The 16,908-nt window shown below is 69.3% G+C and carries 18 protein-coding genes; 10 read left to right on the top strand and 8 right to left on the bottom strand.

The annotated features are described in order from the left end of the window. Nucleotides 1–70 precede the first annotated feature (70 nt). From ACFYW3_RS19265 to ACFYW3_RS19255, 3 genes are all read right to left on the bottom strand, one after another. Nucleotides 71–808 carry an IclR family transcriptional regulator gene (locus tag ACFYW3_RS19265; protein ID WP_389386910.1) on the bottom strand — a complete coding sequence of 246 codons (738 nt, stop codon included), beginning with the start codon at nucleotides 806–808 and terminating at the stop codon, nucleotides 71–73. A gap of 288 nt (nucleotides 809–1,096) precedes the next feature. Next, a complete protein-coding gene (locus ACFYW3_RS19260; protein ID WP_389386845.1) occupies nucleotides 1,097–1,324 on the bottom strand; it encodes a DUF5326 family protein in 228 nt (75 codons plus the stop codon). Nucleotides 1,325–1,456: 132 nt separating this feature from the next. After that, nucleotides 1,457–1,774 (bottom strand): cupin domain-containing protein, encoded by a 318-nt coding sequence (locus tag ACFYW3_RS19255; protein WP_351749851.1) that lies wholly within the window; start codon nucleotides 1,772–1,774, stop codon nucleotides 1,457–1,459. 87 nt (nucleotides 1,775–1,861) lie between these two features. On the opposite strand from ACFYW3_RS19255, the gene ACFYW3_RS19250 reads away from it, so the two are divergent. From ACFYW3_RS19250 to ACFYW3_RS19230, 5 genes are all read left to right on the top strand, one after another. Next, nucleotides 1,862–2,242 carry a phage holin family protein gene (locus ACFYW3_RS19250; protein ID WP_053684001.1) on the top strand — a complete coding sequence of 127 codons (381 nt, stop codon included), beginning with the start codon at nucleotides 1,862–1,864 and terminating at the stop codon, nucleotides 2,240–2,242. 11 nt (nucleotides 2,243–2,253) lie between these two features. Next, nucleotides 2,254–2,754: a low molecular weight protein-tyrosine-phosphatase gene (locus ACFYW3_RS19245; RefSeq protein ID WP_389386844.1), complete on the top strand. Its 501-nt coding sequence runs from the start codon at nucleotides 2,254–2,256 to the stop codon at nucleotides 2,752–2,754. Next, entirely contained in the window at nucleotides 2,751–3,908 is a 1,158-nt protein-coding gene (locus ACFYW3_RS19240) for a cystathionine gamma-lyase (protein WP_389386843.1), read from the top strand. Before ACFYW3_RS19245 ends, ACFYW3_RS19240 begins: the two co-directional genes overlap by 4 nt. A gap of 176 nt (nucleotides 3,909–4,084) precedes the next feature. Beyond that, nucleotides 4,085–4,990 (top strand): LysR family transcriptional regulator, encoded by a 906-nt coding sequence (locus ACFYW3_RS19235; protein WP_351749845.1) that lies wholly within the window; start codon nucleotides 4,085–4,087, stop codon nucleotides 4,988–4,990. 71 nt (nucleotides 4,991–5,061) lie between these two features. Next, the gene (locus tag ACFYW3_RS19230; protein ID WP_389386842.1) at nucleotides 5,062–5,541 is read left to right on the top strand and encodes an NUDIX domain-containing protein; all 480 of its coding nucleotides are present in this window, start codon (nucleotides 5,062–5,064) and stop codon (nucleotides 5,539–5,541) included. Nucleotides 5,542–5,574: 33 nt separating this feature from the next. On the opposite strand, the gene ACFYW3_RS19225 is transcribed toward ACFYW3_RS19230, so the two are convergent. Then, a complete protein-coding gene (locus ACFYW3_RS19225) occupies nucleotides 5,575–6,762 on the bottom strand; it encodes a globin domain-containing protein (protein ID WP_389386841.1) in 1,188 nt (395 codons plus the stop codon). A gap of 168 nt (nucleotides 6,763–6,930) precedes the next feature. Then, nucleotides 6,931–7,554: an HAD-IB family phosphatase gene (locus tag ACFYW3_RS19220; protein ID WP_351749841.1), complete on the bottom strand. Its 624-nt coding sequence runs from the start codon at nucleotides 7,552–7,554 to the stop codon at nucleotides 6,931–6,933. 229 nt (nucleotides 7,555–7,783) lie between these two features. Here ACFYW3_RS19220 and ACFYW3_RS19215 point away from each other — a divergent pair, with 229 nt between their 5' ends. From ACFYW3_RS19215 to ACFYW3_RS19205, 3 genes are read left to right on the top strand one after another with little or no spacing between them, the layout of a single operon-like run. Continuing rightward, nucleotides 7,784–8,680: a GNAT family N-acetyltransferase gene (locus ACFYW3_RS19215; protein ID WP_389386840.1), complete on the top strand. Its 897-nt coding sequence runs from the start codon at nucleotides 7,784–7,786 to the stop codon at nucleotides 8,678–8,680. A 17-nt stretch (nucleotides 8,681–8,697) separates the two neighbouring features. Further along, nucleotides 8,698–9,162, top strand: a complete 465-nt coding sequence (locus tag ACFYW3_RS19210; protein ID WP_389386839.1) for a GNAT family N-acetyltransferase — start codon at nucleotides 8,698–8,700, stop codon at nucleotides 9,160–9,162. A 55-nt stretch (nucleotides 9,163–9,217) separates the two neighbouring features. Beyond that, nucleotides 9,218–10,393 carry a winged helix DNA-binding domain-containing protein gene (locus tag ACFYW3_RS19205; protein WP_351749835.1) on the top strand — a complete coding sequence of 392 codons (1,176 nt, stop codon included), beginning with the start codon at nucleotides 9,218–9,220 and terminating at the stop codon, nucleotides 10,391–10,393. An 11-nt stretch (nucleotides 10,394–10,404) separates the two neighbouring features. Here ACFYW3_RS19205 and ACFYW3_RS19200 read toward each other — a convergent pair whose 3' ends face one another. After that, nucleotides 10,405–11,787, bottom strand: a complete 1,383-nt coding sequence (locus tag ACFYW3_RS19200; protein ID WP_389386838.1) for a serine hydrolase domain-containing protein — start codon at nucleotides 11,785–11,787, stop codon at nucleotides 10,405–10,407. 294 nt (nucleotides 11,788–12,081) lie between these two features. Between ACFYW3_RS19200 and ACFYW3_RS19195 the strand changes: the two genes are divergently transcribed. Then, nucleotides 12,082–12,867, top strand: coding sequence for a DUF6193 family natural product biosynthesis protein (locus tag ACFYW3_RS19195; RefSeq protein WP_351749831.1), 786 nt, complete (start codon nucleotides 12,082–12,084; stop codon nucleotides 12,865–12,867). Between the two features lie 77 nt (nucleotides 12,868–12,944). Here ACFYW3_RS19195 and dnaB read toward each other — a convergent pair whose 3' ends face one another. Next, on the bottom strand, nucleotides 12,945–14,426 hold the full coding sequence (gene dnaB / locus ACFYW3_RS19190; RefSeq protein ID WP_329443887.1) for a replicative DNA helicase: 1,482 nt from the start codon (nucleotides 14,424–14,426) through the stop codon (nucleotides 12,945–12,947). A gap of 435 nt (nucleotides 14,427–14,861) precedes the next feature. Between dnaB and ACFYW3_RS19185 the strand changes: the two genes are divergently transcribed. After that, nucleotides 14,862–16,199 carry an MATE family efflux transporter gene (locus ACFYW3_RS19185; protein WP_389386837.1) on the top strand — a complete coding sequence of 446 codons (1,338 nt, stop codon included), beginning with the start codon at nucleotides 14,862–14,864 and terminating at the stop codon, nucleotides 16,197–16,199. A 253-nt stretch (nucleotides 16,200–16,452) separates the two neighbouring features. Here the strand turns inward: ACFYW3_RS19185 and rplI are convergent, their stop codons facing one another. Beyond that, nucleotides 16,453–16,899 (bottom strand): 50S ribosomal protein L9, encoded by a 447-nt coding sequence (rplI, locus tag ACFYW3_RS19180; protein ID WP_053683975.1) that lies wholly within the window; start codon nucleotides 16,897–16,899, stop codon nucleotides 16,453–16,455. Between the last annotated feature and the right edge of the window lie 9 nt (nucleotides 16,900–16,908).

Below are 16,908 nucleotides of genomic sequence, written 5' to 3'. Positions count from 1 at the left end.
CCAGGAATGGTCCCTCTAGGCCTCTTGACAAGAGTGGTGGAAGCGGTTGCAGATCACAAGGAGTGAGTTTTCAGATACTGATAGAGAAGGACAGGGTGCTCAACAGCGCGCCTACTTCACTCCGTAGTCGATTGACTACATAGAGCAACTCGCCTTCCTGGTGCAGGGGGAGAGAAATGGCCATCGTCGCGGCAGTGTCCCCCGCGGTGATCGGGATGGCCGCGCACACCGTGCCCAGGGAGTACTCCTGCCGCTCGACGACGGGCTGCATCCGCCCCTGGGATTCGATGCGCTGCTCCAGGGAGCGCATGTCCCGCACCGTGTAGGGGGTGATGGGCTCGACCGGGTGCCGCTCGTAGTAGTCCTTGCGCGTCTTGTCGTCGAGCTGGCCCAACAGGCACTGACCGATGGCGTGAGCGTGGCCCGTCTCGCGGAAGTCCGCCCACTCCTCACACGCCGGGCTGGACTGGGTGTCCGAGACACCCACGACCTCGATCTCACCCTCGCGGAAAACCGCGAAGTAGACGGGAGCCCCCACGGCGTCCCGGAAATGGGCGAGCGAATCGAGGATCATGCTGCGACGTTTCTGCTGAAGCCCCCCAAAGGCCAGCCGCCCCGCGGCGTCGCCGAGGACGAAAACTCCGCCCTCCCTGCGCAAATAGCCCTCGTGGGTCAGGGTGCGCAGCAGGTGGTACGCGGTGGGAAGCGGGAGCCCGGCCTCGCGCGCCAGTTGTTTCGCCGGAGCTCCCCCACTGTGGGAGGCCACGGCTTCGAGCAGTCTCAGCGCCCGCTGCACCGAACCGATCAGAGTCGGCACAGCGGAATTGGGAACCGAAGACAAAGCTCACCCCCAGGCATGGCGCGGGCCTTGAGGGCCCACTCTGCGGGGGCCACCCCCGCACATGCCGTGATCCTGGGGGTCACACGTGTCGGATATGCGTCATAACCGCCGGTCAGAGCGGCAGTAGCGGCCTTTTCGGTGCCCCGGGAACGGCACAGATTGCCACTCTATCCGCCGATTCCTGGGGTATGGACGGTTTCACGCGTCACGTTCCCTCTGCTGGCTCAATCCCGGTGGCGGTCGGAGCGGATTGTCCTACCAGTCCCGGGAGGAGGACTTCGAACCAGCACCGGAGAACTTCTTGACCACGAAGATCAGACCGCCGACCAGGGCGACGAAGAGCAGCAGCTTGAAGACGAGCGCGATCAGGGTGCCGAGGACGGTGGTGATCACACCGCCGAAGACGAGCAGAGCCAGCAGTGGAACGGCGATCCACTTGACCCACCACGGCATGCCCTCGAACATCGCTCGGATCCCGTCCATGTCCCCTACCTCTTCCTCGTCCGTGACTTCCTGCTCTCGATGCTAGGAGGCCACGGCTTCGAACGGGGTCCCGCGAGCCCCCGGAACCCCCTGATCCGACCCTTAGGGGGATCAGGGGAGCGACCCTCGGCCTTAGCCCTCCGGCGGGGAGAACACCACCAACACCTTGAGCGGCTCGGTGATGTGGTGGAACCTGTGCGGCACTCCTGCCGGCACGTAGACGACGCTGCCGTTGGCCACCGTCTCCGTCTCCTCTCCGACCGTGATCGCGGCCCGGCCGCTCACCACGTAGTACACCTCGTCCTGCAGGTGCGGCTGCTGCGGATCGCTCTGCCCCGCATCGAGTGCGTACAGCCCGACCGACATGTTCCGCTCGCGCAGGAACTGGAGGTAGGCGCCGTCGTTGGCAGCCCGCTCCGATTCGAGTTCGTCCAGCCGGAAGACCTTCATCGTTCCTCTACCCCTTGCTCCGTGGTGCCCCGGGATCCGCTGATCTGCCGATGTCCCGCCAGGATCTTCTCTGCAACGATCGGGCACATGACGAATTTCGTAATCAAGACGCTCGCCAACGCGGCGGCCCTGGCCGTCGCCATCTGGCTGCTCGCCGGCATCACGCTCGACGACGGCAGCAGCACCGGCCGACGCGCCCTCACCCTGATCCTTGTCGCCCTGGTCTTCGGCCTGGTCAACTTCATCGTCAAGCCCGTGGTGAGGCTGCTCTCGCTCCCCCTGTTCGTCCTCACCCTCGGCCTCTTCACCCTCGTCGTGAACGCCTTGATGTTGCTGCTGACCTCCTGGCTTGCCAAGCAGTTCGACCTCAGCTTCCACGTCGACGGGTTCTGGACCGCCCTCGTGGGTGGTCTGATCATCTCCATCGTCTCCTGGGCCGTGAACCTGGCCCTGCCCGACAAGAACTGAACGGACGGCCCATGTACCGCGTGTGCTTCGTCTGCACGGGCAACATCTGCCGCTCCCCCATGGCCGAGTCCGTCTTCCGCGCCCACGTCGCCGAAGCGGGTCTCGCCCACCGGATCACGGTGGACAGCGCCGGCACCGGTGGGTGGCACGAGGGCGAAGGCGCCGATCCGCGCACCGTGTCCGTGCTGGAGGCCGCCGGGTACGAGTTGGAGCACCGGGCCCGACAGTTCCGGGCCTCATGGTTCGACCGACTCGACCTCGTCATCGCACTCGACGCCGGTCACCTGCGGGATCTGCGGGCGCTCGCCCCCACCCCCGAGGACGCCGCCAAGGTCCGGCTGCTTCGTTCCCACGACCCCGACGCCTCCGCCGCACAGGGCGACGGGCCGGACGTGCCGGACCCCTACTACGGCTCCCTCGACGGGTTCGAGGAATGCCTGGAACTGGTCGAGGCCGCGAGCCCCGGCCTGCTGAACGCCGTACGCGCGGCGCTAAAGGAGCACACCCCGTGAACGACCCGCACACCTCCGGAACCGACGGATACGGCGACGGCACCCGGGCCGTCCGCGCCGGCCTGCCCGAACCGGTCAAGAACGAGCCGACCCTGCCCGGGCCGGTCTTCGCCGCGCACTTCCACCTGCCCGGCGACGTCGAAGGCCCGTACACCTACGGCCGTGACACCAATCCCACCTGGACCCTGCTGGAGAAGGCCATCGGGGAACTGGAGGCGCCCGGCCGCAGCGGTGTCGAGACGATCGTCTTCGCCTCCGGCATGGCCGCGATCTCCGCCGTCCTGCTCTCCCAGGCACGCACCGGCGACACCGTCGTCCTTCCCGACGACGGCTATCAGGCCCTGCCGCTGCTCCGCGAGCAGTTGGAGGCGTACGGAATCCACGTGCGCACCGCCCCGACCGCCGACGAGGCCCAGTTGGCCGAGCTCGACGGGGCCCGGCTGCTGTGGATCGAGACCCCGTCCAACCCGGGGCTCGACGTGTGCGACGTACGGCGCCTCGTGAGCGCCGCACACGCCGGCGGAACACTGGTCGCCGTCGACAACACCCTGGCGACACCGCTCGGGCAACGGCCGCTGGAACTCGGCGCGGACTTCTCCGTCGCCAGCGGCACCAAGGGACTCACCGGCCACGGCGATCTCCTGCTGGGCTACGTGGTGTGCCTCGACCCCGATCTCGCGGCGGCCGTCCGCCGCTGGCGCAAGATCGTCGGTGCGATCCCCGGTCCCATGGAGGCCTGGCTCGCCCACCGGTCCCTCGCCACCATCCAACTGCGTGCCCAGCGCCAGTGGGCCAACGCCCTGGCCGTCGCCGAAGCGCTCGCCGACCGCGACGATGTGAGCGGGTTGCGCTACCCGGGCCTCCCCTCGGACCCTTCGCACAAGACCGCGGCGCGGCAAATGCCGGGCTTCGGCTCCGTGGTCTCCTTCACCCTGGCGGACCGCGGACGGGCGGAACGGTTCATGGCCGCCCTTCGACTGGTCGAGGACGCCACGAGTTTCGGGGGAGTACGGTCCACAGCCGAGCGGCGTGGACGGTGGGGTGGCGACGCCGTGCCGGAGGGGTTCATCCGCTTCTCCGCCGGGGCGGAGGACACCGAAGACCTGGTCGCCGATGTGTTGCGAGCCCTCGACTCCGCCGGTCAGGGCCACTGAGCGGCAAGGAGAAGGCGGTCCGAGCCTCCCCCCTGGTGGCTCGGACCGCCTCGGGTTCCATGTGCGAAGAACCACGTCGACAAGGCTAGTTGACTCTCTGTCAGAGTCCAATCACGGTAACGACAGGGGCCTATCGGCATATTTATAGTTGAAGGCTCCCAACGAGAGGGGCCCTCATGGACCTGGCCCTGCTGCGTACCTTCGTCGCCGTGCACCGGGCGGGCTCGTTCACCCGGGCCGCAACGCTCCTCGGGCTGTCCCAGCCGGCCGTCACCTCACAGATACGAACCCTCGAACGCCAGCTGGGGCGCCCCCTGTTCCACCGCCGTGCCCGGGGGGTCACCCCCACCGCAGTCGGAGACGAACTCGCGCACAAAGCCGCCCCCCACCTGGACGCGCTGCTCCGGATCGCCGAAACCGAACGAGAGGCCACCGGAGCCTTACGCACGCTGCACGTCGCCGGGCCTCCCGAGTTCCTGAGCCTACGCGTGCTCCCCGCGCTCGCACCGCTGGTCGGTCAGGGCCAGACCCTGCGCACCGCCCTGAGCGCCGATACCGAGGAGAACCTCGACGGCCTGGCCTCCGGGCAGCACGACCTCATCGTCACGACCGCTCGGCCGCGCGGCTCCCTGTTCACCGCCGCCGCCCTCTGCGACGAGGAACAGGTCCTGGTCGCGGCTCCCTACTGGGCCGCACTCGTCGATCCGGAACCGCTGCGCGAGAAAGGGGCCGGCGCGAGCACCGCCCTCGACGGAATCCCCGTGGTCGAGGTCCACGAGAGCCTGCCCCTCGTCACCCGCTACTGGGCCGCCGTGTTCGACACGCTGCCCGACGCCGCCGCCACCGTGATCGCCCCCGACCTGAGAGCGGTACTGGAGTGCGTCCGCGCCGGCGCCGGACTCGCCGTCCTGCCCCGCTACCTGTGCCAGGACGCCCTCGACAGCCGGCGGATCGTCTCGCTGCTGGAGCCCGCCGTACCGCCCCTGCGCACCTGGTTCCTCGTCGTACGCACCGGCAGTCTGGCCCTCGCCCATCTCGCGCGAGCCCACGACCGGCTCCTGCGCGCAGCCGCCGACTGGTGAGCCGCCCGGCCGAAACCGTCCGTTTCACGGGCCCGCGTTTCAGAAGCGGAAGTCTGGGCCACTCTTCTCCCATGACCGAACGCCCCGTGGTCAAACGCACCGCCCGCGCGATCCTGCTCGACGGTGACGACCTGATCCTCATCAAGCGCACCAGGCCCGGCGTCGACCCGTACTGGATCACCCCAGGCGGTGGAGTGGAGTCCTCGGACGCCACCGTCGTCGACGCCCTCCATCGCGAGGTCCACGAAGAACTCGGTGCGAAGATCACCGATGTGGTCCCGTGCTTCGTCGACACCGTCGAGCACATCGCCGATGGCGGCGTCACCGGCGTGAAGGTGCAGCACTTCTTCGTCTGCCACCTCGAATCCATGGACCCGGACCAACGCCACGGCCCCGAGATCGACGCGCCCGAAGGCGAATACGAGATCGTCCGCGTGCCGTTCAGTCGGGTCGGCATCGCCGCCGTCCATCTCGTCCCGCTGTCCCTGCGCCACTACCTCGACGGCAACATCGAAGGTGTGCGCGCCATGCACGCCGCCGACCTGGGCTGAGCCCCTCGACGAGCCGGCAGGCGTCCCTCGTTCTCAGCCCCCGACGCCCGCCAGCTCCTCCACCGCGTCGTAGCGGATCCGCTCACCGGGAATGCCGATCCGCTTGAGCGCGTCCACACCACTGCGGATCATCGCCGGCGGACCCGAGATGAACGCGTCGTACGACCTCCACGGACCATGCTCTCCGACCGCCTGCGGCAACTGCCCGTCCAACCCCCCGCCGATCACGGGACGCACCGACAACCAGGGGTGCGAGCGCTGCAATCCGAGCAGGGTGTCCTTGTCGTACAGGTCGTGGTCGCTGCGCGCACCGAAGAAGACCTCCATCGGGCGTCGTTCCCCGTGCTCGGCCACATCCTCGATGAGCGCCTTGATCGGGGCGATCCCGGTGCCGCCGCCCAGACACAGCATCCCGTTGTCGGTCGTGTGGTCCACCACCATCGAACCGGCCGGAGGCCCCAGGCGCAGCACGTCGCCCGGCCGGGCGTGCCGTACCAGGGCATTGGAGACCCAGCCCGCCGGAACGGCCTTGACGTGGAAGGACAGCAAGCCGTCCGCGCGCGGGGCGGAGGCGAAGGAGTAGTGCCGCCACACCCTTGGCCACCACGGGGTCTCCAGGCTCGTGTACTGCCCGGCGACGAACGGATACGGCTGGTCGGTCCTGACGGTCAACACCGCGATGTCCGAGGTGCGCAGGTCGTGGGAGACCACCTCCGCATGCCACCAGGCCGGTGCCTTGAACTCGTCCTCGGACGCCGCGTCGATCATGATCTGGGACATCGCCGTGTACGCCCGCACCCACGCCGCCTCGGTCTCCGGCCCCCACGTCAGCTCGGCGTACCGGGCCAGCGCTCCCAGCAGCGCCTCGCCCACCGCGGGATAGTGGGCCGCCACGGTGCCGTACTTGCGGTGTCCCGTGCCCAGACGGCGCAGATACGGGCCGAGCACATCGGGGTCGTCGATGTGCTCGGCGGCGGTCAGCAGGGCCTTCAGCAGGCGGTCGCGCTGGGTGTCCATCGCCACGGGGAACATGCCCCGCACCTCGGGATGCCCCGTGAACACCAAGGCGTAGAAGTACGAAGTCACTCGGTCGGCGACGGGCGCGATCTCCGCCAGGGTCCGGCGGATGAGCACGGCATCCGGGGACGGCTCGACCTCACCTTCCCCGGACGGTATCCGGCCCGTCCGCCGTCTTGCCGATCTGGTGGACGGAGCGTCCATGCGGTGCCTCGCTTCGAGAATCTCGGTAGGTCTGCACACGCCACGGCCTCGAATCCGTGGTTCCGGGCTTCACAGCGTGCCGGCCACCCAAGAGCACTGCGCGGGAATGGGGAAATTCCGAGTTTCGAACCCCCTTTCCCCTTAAGATGCCTGAACTCCCGGGCGCTCCTACCCCAGAAGCCGGTAAGCCTCGCGGAGATCCCGACCCTCATAGACATACGTCGCGCGTTCTGCCAGATACGGCCTGGCATTGACGGCCACGGACCTCGGCACCGCCTCGAAAAGCACCGCATCGGTCAAGGAATCCCCGTAGGCCACGCAGTCACTCCGGGTCACCCCGAACCGAGCGCACAGTCGGTCCGCGACGTCGACCTTCAGCTCGGGCGTCAGGATCCCCGCCACGTCGAGGGGCCGGGTGAACGGCACCTCCGGGTAGAGCGAGCCGTGCGCGGCGTCCGCGCCCCACTCCAGCAGCAGCTCCACGAAGAAGGACGGCGACAGGGAGATCACCGCGCAGTGGTCCCCGCGCTCCCGGATCTCCTGCCAGACCTCCCGGATCCCCGCCAGCCACGGGGATCCGTCGAAGGCAGCCCTGACGTGCTCGGACGTCAATCCCGACCACAGCGCGTGGGCCGCCACGGAAAACTCGTGCGGTCCGATCTCACGGGCGGCGAACGCTCGCTCCAACTCGGCGATCTCCTCGCTCACGCCGAGCTGCCGGGAGATCTCCACCGGCGCGGCCGAGCCATACATCAGGGTTCCGTCGAGATCGAAAAGGTGGAGAAGCTTCATAGCCGTCGAGGCTAGCCGGTGTGTTTCACGTGAAACACCGTGTTTCACGTGAAACGAACTCCGCCGTCGCCGGAATCGCGCCATGTTTCACGTGAAACATGGCGCCGTTTCACGTGAAACATCTGCGTCCTCTCCGCCTCACACTCGCTCCCCCAGGCTCCGCCTCCCTCTCGATCCAAGTCCCCGAATCCTCTGGACTCCCCACCAGCTGATGATCCAGTCTGGTCCCGTGACACCACCACAGCTCACCGACCTGCCGATCCGCGCACTGGCCATGGACGATCTCCGCCGCTGCGCCGACCTCTCCGAGGACCGCGGCTGGCCCCGCGAGGAGCACAAATGGGGGCTCCTCCTTGCCGCCGGGGACGGCTACGGCATCGATGCCCCCGACGGACACGGCCTCGCCGCGGCCTGCGTGGTCACCCGATACGGCGGCAGCCCGGCCGCACCGGAACTCGCCGCCATCGGAATGGTCCTCGTGGCCGACCGGTACGCGCGTCAGGGCATCGGCCGCCGCCTCATGACACACGTCTGCGACGACGTCCTCAAGGGCATCGCACTCACCCTCCATGCCACCCCCTACGGCCGACCGCTCTACGAGGAGCTCGGTTTCGCCGCCACGGGCCGCGCCGAGATGCTGACGGGCACCTTCCGTGCGGAACCACCGGCGACCGGGGGTTCCGGCACCGGAACGACCTCGATCAGGCCCGCCGGCGCCGAGGACATCGGGCGGATCATCGGGCTGGACACCGAGGTGTTCGGCACGGATCGAACGCACATGATCACGCGGCTGCCCGCCTTCGCCGACCGACTGCTCGTCGCCGAGGACGGCTCCGGCGAACTCATCGGCTACGCGGCCCTCTGGCCCAACATGGAGACACATGTCATCGGCCCGTTGATCGCCCGCGACACCCTCGTGGCCCAGTCCCTCGTGACCGCGCTGGCCGGCACCACCGAACGCCCCCTGCGCACCGATGTCGACGTACGCCACGAAGAGTTCCTCGCCTGGCTCAAGGGCCGCGGACTCGAATCGATCGCCTTCAACGCCGTCATGACCCGCGACACTCCCGGTCTCCCCGGCGACTGGGCCCGACGCTGGGCGCCGCTCACCGTCGCCGCGTGCTGAGGAAGGAACCACCGCACATGACCGACAGCACCGCCGAACTCGCCATCCGCCCGGCGACCGAGGCCGATCTGCCCGCCATCGTCGCCATGCTGGCCGATGACCCGCTGGGAGCGACCCGCGAGTCCCCGGACGATCTCGCCCCGTACATCGCGGCCCTCAAGCACATCACCGACGACCCCAACCAGCGCGTGGTGGTCGCCGTACGCGAGGACAGGGTCGTGGGCACGCTCCAGCTCACCATCGTCCCGGGCCTCTCCCGCAAGGGAGCCTCCCGCTCCATCATCGAAGGCGTGCGCGTCCACTCTGACGAACGGGGCAGCGGCCTGGGCACCCGCTTCATCGAGTGGGCGATCGAGCAGTCCCGTCTGGAGAACTGCCAGTTGGTCCAGCTCACCTCGGACGTGACGCGGGTCGACGCCCACCGCTTCTACGAGCGGCTCGGGTTCACCGCTTCCCACGTCGGATTCAAGCTCCAACTCTGACGGACCGCACCGAAAGGCCGGGCCGTCGGCGGTGGTCCGGCCTACGATCGGGAGGATGAGCCCCAGTCTCCCCCTCATCACCACCGCCGAGCGCCGCCACCGGCTCGGCCGTCGGCACCGGTTGGCTCCCTCGGCCCGCGCCACCCGCGTACACGAGGCCGCGGACGCCGTCGTGGCCCTGCATGCCACCGATGCCGCGACGGTGTTCCTGTCGGCCCGTGCCCGCCTCACCGGGGCGGGCTCCACGGCCGTCGAGCAGGCGCTGTACGAGGACGTCAGCCTCGTACGACTGCTGAGCATGCGCAACACGCTCTTCGCCGTCTCCGCCGAACTGGCTCCTTACGTGGACGCGTCCACGGGCCGGGGGATCGCCGCGAAGGAGCGTCGTACCTTCCTCAAGCACCTCGACGAGGACGGCCAGGGTCTCGACGCGGACTGGCTCGACCGGGTCGAGCTGGCCGCGCTCGACGCCCTCGACGAGCTCGGCCCCTCCACCGGCAGCCAACTCTCCACCGCCGTACCCGCTCTGCGGCAGAAGATCACCATCAGCCGGGGCAAGAAGTACGAGACCGAGACCGGTGTGGCCACCCGCGTCATCAGACTCCTGGCCGCGGACGGCCGGATCCGCCGCGACCGCCCGCGCGGCTCCTGGACCTCCAGCCAGTACCGCTGGGTCCACACCGATCCCTGGCCGGCCGTGCCGGTCGCCGAGGCACGCGCCGAGATCGCCCGCCGCTGGCTGTACGCGTACGGACCGGCCACCGAAGCCGACCTCAAGTGGTGGACCGGCTGGACCCTCACCGACGTACGCAAGGCACTGGCCGTCGTCGGCCCCGACCACGTCCGCCTCGACGACGGCACCGGAGCCCTCGTCAGCCCCGGTGACATCGAGCCCGAGCCGGCCCCCGAGCCCTGGGCCGCCCTGCTGCCCGGGCTCGATCCGAGCGCCATGGGCTGGGCCGACCGCGGCTTCCACCTCGATCCCGCCCACAGAAGCGCTCTCTTCGACTACGCGGGCAACATCGGCCCCACCGTCTGGTGGAACGGCGAGATCGTCGGCGGTTGGGCCCAACGAACCGACGGCGAGATCGTCTGGCGGCTGCTGGGCGATCCCGGCCGCGCGGCCGAGAAGGCCGTCACCTCCGAGGCGGCCCGCCTCTCGGAGTGGATCGGCGACGCGCGCATCACCCCCCGCTTCCGCACCCCACTGGAACGAGAACTGGTGGCGTAGGGGCCGGCGTCTCAGCCGATGCCGCGCCAACCCCGCGGGTCCACCCCGCCGGGCACCGGAGCCTGTGCGTCGTACGGTTCCCGCGTGAACACGAAGGAACCCAGGTCGAGATGGCTCACGGAGCCGTCCGCCCGGCGTACCGCCCGGAGCGTCTCCCCCGCGTAATAGCCGTTGAGGCCCGTCCAGCTCCCGTCCGACTCGGCGCGGAAGCGCGCGGTACGACCCGTCGCCCCGACCGGTGCCAACTCCAGGACTCCGTCGGCGGTCAGCCGGACCACCTGGGCCGAGGTGCCCCAGTACCAGGGGCCGCACAGGTCCAACGCCACCGCATCGGCCTCGCGGAAGGGCCGCCACGGCTCCGGGAACCGGGGCTCCGCCTCCGCCACGATCGTCACCAGGTCCACGGCCACCATCGTCGCCGGCAGGCCCGACGTGCAGTTGGCCAGCACCACCGCCGCCACATCGTCCGCCTCGCTCAGCCACAGCCCCGCGACGAAGCCGGGCAGCGACCCCCCGTGCCCCACCAGCCTGCGCCCGGAGTCGTCCATCAGCTGGAGCCCGAACCCGTAGCCGGGCTCGGCGACACCTTGCGTCGGGGCGGCCGATGTACGCATCTCCCGCAGCGATTCGGCACTCAGCACCCGCTCGTCGCCCCGCACGAGGAACGTCGCGAACCTGGCCAGGTCCCTCGTCGTGGACCAGAGTTGTCCCGCCGAAGCCATCAGGCCCAGGTCCTCCGACGGCTCGGGCATCATCACGTCCGCCCACGGATGGACGGCCCAGCCGCCCGCGTGCGGAGCCTCCGGTCCTGCCGTCGTACGGTCCAGCCCGAGCGGCTCCAGCACCTCGGCCCGGAGCGCCTCCTGCCACGACGTCCCGCGCACGGACTCCACGAGGGACCCCAGCAGCGTGTAGCCCGGGTTCGAGTAGTGGAACCGCGTGCCGGGCTCGTGCAGCAGGGGACCGTCTCCCAGGACGTCGGAGAGCCCCGGGCGGAGGGCGGCCGGCGTCCGTTCCCACCACTCACCGGGCGTCTCGGCGGCCAACCCCGCCGTGTGTGCCAGCAGTTGCCGCACCGTCACCTCGCCGACACCCGTCCCCGGCAGGTACTTCTCCACCGGATCCCCGAGGCTCAGCAAGCCCTCGTCCCGCAGCCTCATCACCAGCACGGCGGTGAACGTCTTGGTGATCGAGCCGATCCGGTACTGCACGTCCCCGTCGGGGCCGTGGCCCTCGACACTCGTACGAGACCCCTCCCAAACCACCTCACCACCCCGAGCGACGGCCGCCACGACCGACGGGGCACGCCCGTCGCTCTGGGCGACGGCGATCCGGTGCTTCAACGCGCGTCGGGTGGCGGGAAGCAGTTCCAGGTCTTCGGCAAAGGTGTCCATGATCCCCAGGCTCTCAGGTCACGCGCCCCGTGTGCGCGTCGATTCCCGCGCTCCCGCTCCGCCGGCCGACAAGCCGTCCGCCCAGGGGGTCACGCGGCGCTCGCACGACCGACCGCCACCGACCGCCGCCGACCGCAACCGACCGCCACGACGTGAAAAACCCCGAACCCGCCTTCACCGCTTCGCGAGTTCGAGTGACCATACGGTGCCCCGGTTCATACCCATCTGGAATTTCCCCCTGTGGATATTCCGAAGTGACGGCGAACTTCTCCGCATCGGCGGGAGACTCGGGCGGTGACTTCGAACTCTGCCGACCCGAGCTGCCGCGAGCCGTCGCCCACGAAGCCCGATCCGTATCCCGACCTGGTGTCCGCCGGCAGCCTCGCCGCGGCACTGGAGACGGTGGCCGCCGAGCTCGCGCTCTCCTGGGATCCGGTCCTGGTGGACGAATCGGATCCCTTGCGATCCGCCGGCGTCGCGAGCGAGGGCGCCGGCCGGGAGACCTGCTGGATCACGCTCGGATCCGCGGAACGACAGTTCATCCTCAGTGGGTGGTGCGGGGGAGTCCGGCTGATCTCGGGATCCACCCCCGACCTCGGCGAAATGGCCCTGGCCCTGGAGGGTTGGCGAAACGGCGCGACGCTCCGGGAGATCCACGAGGTGGCCCCGTTCGTCGCGGTCACCGAACTCGCACAGGCACACGAACGTGGTCCCGCCGACGCCGTCGCCGTCGGGTGGCGCCTGCTCCTGGAAGGGCTACGGCGGAAGGAGGACCTGTTCTACTACGCGCGCTCGACCCTGAGGATCGCCGAGGCCGCGTACGCCGAGCCGAGGCTGCGTCGGCTCTACCCGTTCACCAGTCACCGGTCCCTGCACTTCACGACGTGCGTCGGAATCCCGTACTCACGGGACGTGCCGCACGTCGATCCGCTGAGCAACGGCCGGTACCGGGTCCACGCGCCGTCCCGCCGGGCCGTCATCGGCGATGCCGACACCCCGGAGGCGGCAGTCGCCCTGGTGGTCTCCGGGCTGCCGGACGGCTGCGGACCGGCGGTCGCCGGCACATCCGGGGATCGATGACGACAGACGACACCGGCGGCCCGCCGTCCGGTGGGACGCCGGGGGCGGCGGGGTCGAAACCGCCGCACCCCCGCAGGTCAGGTGTTGGCCATGTCCACGAAGCGCGAGTAGTGACCCTGGAAGGCCACGGTGATGGTGGCGGTGGGACCGTTACGGTGCTTCGCCACGATCAGGTCGGCCTCGCCGGCGCGGGGGGACTCCTTCTCGTACGCGTCCTCGCGGTGGAGCAGGATCACCATGTCCGCGTCCTGCTCGATCGAGCCCGATTCACGCAGGTCGGAGACCATCGGCTTCTTGTCGGTTCGCTGCTCGGGACCACGGTTCAGCTGGGAGAGCGCGATGACCGGCACCTCGAGCTCCTTGGCCAGCAGCTTGAGGTTTCGGGACATGTCCGAGACCTCCTGCTGACGACTCTCGGGGCGGCGCGAGCCACCCGATTGCATCAGCTGGAGGTAGTCGATGACGACGAGGGAGAGGTCGGCGCGCTGCTTGAGCCGGCGGCACTTCGCCCGGATCTCCATCATCGACAGGTTGGGGGAGTCGTCGATGTACAGCGGGGCGGCGGACACGTCCGGCATCCGGCGGGCCAGCCGCGTCCAGTCGTCGTCGGTCATCGTGCCCGAGCGCATGTGGTGCAGCGCCACACGGGCCTCGGCCGAGAGCAGGCGCATCGCGATCTCGTTGCGGCCCATTTCGAGGGAGAAGATGACGCTCGGCAGGTTGCTCTTGATGGAACAGGCGCGGGCGAAGTCCAGCGCGAGCGTCGACTTGCCCATGGCGGGTCGGGCCGCGATGACGATCATCTGACCGGGGTGCAGGCCGTTGGTCAGCGAATCCAGGTCGGTGAAGCCGGTCGGGACTCCCGACATCTGGCCGCTGCGCGAACCGATCGCCTCGATCTCGTCGAGGGCGCCTTCCATGATGTCGCCGAGCGGCAGGTAGTCCTCCGAGGTGCGTTGCTCGGTAACGGCGTAGATCTCGGCCTGGGCGCTGTTGACGATCTCGTCCACATCGCCGTCGGCCGCGTATCCCATCTGCGTGATCTTGGTGCCGGCCGCGACGAGGCGCCGCAGAACGGCTCTCTCGTGGACGATCTCGGCGTAGTACTCGGCGTTGGCCGCCGTGGGCACGGACTGGACCAGCGTGTGCAGGTACGAGGCCCCGCCGACCTTGCTGATCTCGCCGCGCCGGGTCAGCTCCGCGCCGACCGTGATCGGGTCGGCCGGTTCGCCCTTCGCGTACAGGTCGAGGATGGCCTGGTAGATCGTCTCGTGGGACGGCCGGTAGAAGTCGTGGCCCTTGATGACCTCGACCACGTCGGCGATGGCGTCCTTCGAGAGCAGCATGCCTCCGAGCACCGATTGTTCGGCGTCGAGGTCCTGCGGCGGAACGCGCTCGAAGCCACCGCCACCGCCGTCCCAGGAGCCTCCCTCACGGCCCTGGTCCTGCTGGTCGTCCCCGCGGCCGCGACCCTCTCCCTTGCGGCGCGAGCGGGCGGGCAGACGGTCACCTGGACCGCTGTCGGCCCAAGGGTCGTCCATGGGCTCGGGCATGCTCACCGGGCCGCCTCCTCCCGTCCGCTGCGCGGACCTCGCCGTGTCACTCTTTCTACGACACGGCTCTGACATTTGGGGTGCCCGAATCGGCTGTCGGCACGTCGGGGCAACGCACCACGGTAGGGCCGCGAGCGGCGTCAGCCAATCTTGTTATCCACAGGGTGTGTGGATGAGATGTGGACGACGGCACCAATGCTGTGGGTAACTCCCTCCAAGCTGTGCACGGACCGGGGGACGACGCTGTGGACAAAATCACCCGACCTCCCTCCACACCCACTCTGAGCTGCGGTTTCTCTCCCATCGAGCCGTGGGGGAGAAATTTCTTCGCCACTGTCTCAAGATCGCCCCCAACGGGTTGGGAAGAACACCCAAGTCAGCGCTTTGGTAAGGATCCCTGCACCCTTGCATCTATTACCTGTGGAAGATTAGATTGAGCACATGACACAGGCCTCCACAGCGCCGAAGGCTGCGCCGAGACGACACGACCGCGAGATCCTCGCCTTGGCAGTCCCCGCGTTCGGAGCCCTCGTCGCCGAGCCCCTCTTCCTGATGGCCGACAGCGCCATCGTGGGGCATTTGGGCACGCCCCAACTGGCCGGTCTGGGCGTCGCCGCCGCTCTGCTCACCACCGCGGTGAGCGTCTTCGTCTTCCTCGCCTACGCCACCACCGCGGCGGTCGCCCGCCGGGTGGGCGCGGGCGACCTCCCGGCGGCCATCCGCCAGGGCATGGACGGCATCTGGCTCGCGCTGCTGCTGGGCGCCGCCGTCGTCGCCGTCGTCCTGCCCGCGGCCCCCTGGCTGGTCTCCCTCCTCGGAGCCTCCGACAACGTGGCCCCGTACGCGATCACCTACCTGCGGATCTCCGCCCTCGGCATTCCCGCGATGCTCATGGTGCTGGCTGCCACCGGTGTCATCCGCGGCCTCCAGGACACCCGGACCCCGCTCTACGTCGCCATCGGCGGGTTCACGCTCAACGGCGTCCTGAACGTCGCTCTCGTCTACGGGGCCGGTTTCGGCATCGCCGGTTCCGCCTGGGGCACCGTGCTCGCCCAGTGCGCCATGGCCGCCGCCTACCTGGTCGTGGTCGTACGCGGAGCCCGCCGGCACGGCGCCTCCCTGCGCCCCGACCCGGCGGGGATCCGGGCCTGCGCGCAGGCTGGTGTACCGCTGCTGGTCCGCACCCTGTCCCTGCGTGCGGTCCTGATGATCGCCACCGCCGTGGCCGCGCGACTCGGCGACGCCGACGTCGCCGCCCACCAGATCCTGCTCTCTCTCTGGAGCTTGCTCGCCTTCGCCCTGGACGCCATCGCGATCGCAGGTCAGGCGATCATCGGCCGCTACCTGGGGGCCGGGGACACCGAGGGTGCCAAGGCGGTCTGCCGCCGGATGGTCCAGTGGGGGATCGTCGCGGGCATCGTCCTGGGACTGCTGGTCGCCGTGGCCCGCCCGGTCTTCATCCCCTTGTTCACCGGCGACCCGGCCGTCGAGTCCGCACTCCTGCCGGCGCTCCTGGTCGTGGCGCTCTCCCAGCCGGTGTCCGGCATCGTGTTCGTCCTGGACGGAGTCCTGATGGGGGCCGGAGACAGCCGCTACCTGGCCTGGGCCATGCTGCTGACCCTCGCCGTGTTCGCCCCGGCCGCTCTCCTCGTCCCGGCCCTCGGAGGAGGCCTGACGGCCCTCTGGTGGGCCATGGCCCTGATGATGCTGGTCCGCATGGTGACGCTCCAGCTCCGCGCCCGCTCGGGCCGCTGGCTGGTCGCCGGGGCCACCCGCTGAGACACCCGACCACCGAAGCCCCCGACGGCCGCTGTTTCACGTGAAACAGCGGTGCGCACCGCTCCCGCGCCTGTTTCACGTGAAACCGGGGAACGCCGCGCCTTCACGGTTTCACGTGAAACCGCCTTCACCGTTTCACGTGAAACATCGCGCCGATCCGCACCCGCCACACCCGGCCACCGGCCACGGTGGACATCCGAAAACGACGAAGGGCCGCACCCCCTTGGGGGTGCGGCCCTTCGTCGCGCAGCACTTAGGCGGCGACGACCTCGACGCCCACGTTCGCGAGGACCTCGGTGTGCAGACGCACGGAGACCTGGTACGAACCGAGGGTCTTGATCGGCGAGCCCAGCTCAACGCGGCGCTTGTCGACCTTCGGGCCACCGGAAGCCTCGATCGCCGTGGCGATGTCGGACTGCGTGACGGAACCGAAGAGACGGCCGGCGTCACCCGAGCGGGTGGCCAGACGGACCTTCACGCCCTCGAGCTTGGCCTTGATCTCGTTGGCCTGCTCGATGGTCGCGATCTCGTGGATCTTGCGGGCGCGGCGAATCTGCGCCACGTCCTGCTCGCCACCCTTGGTCCAGCGGATCGCGAAGCGACGCGGGATCAGGTAGTTGCGAGCGTAGCCGTCCTTGACGTCGACGACGTCACCTGCGGCACCGAGGCCATTGACCTCGTGGGTCAGGATGATCTTCATTGTTCGGTC

Source organism: Streptomyces sp. NPDC002602, from assembly GCF_042889445.1.
In the GTDB taxonomy this organism is placed as follows: Bacteria; Actinomycetota; Actinomycetes; order Streptomycetales; family Streptomycetaceae; genus Streptomyces.
This window is presented reverse-complemented; position numbering and strand designations above follow the sequence as displayed.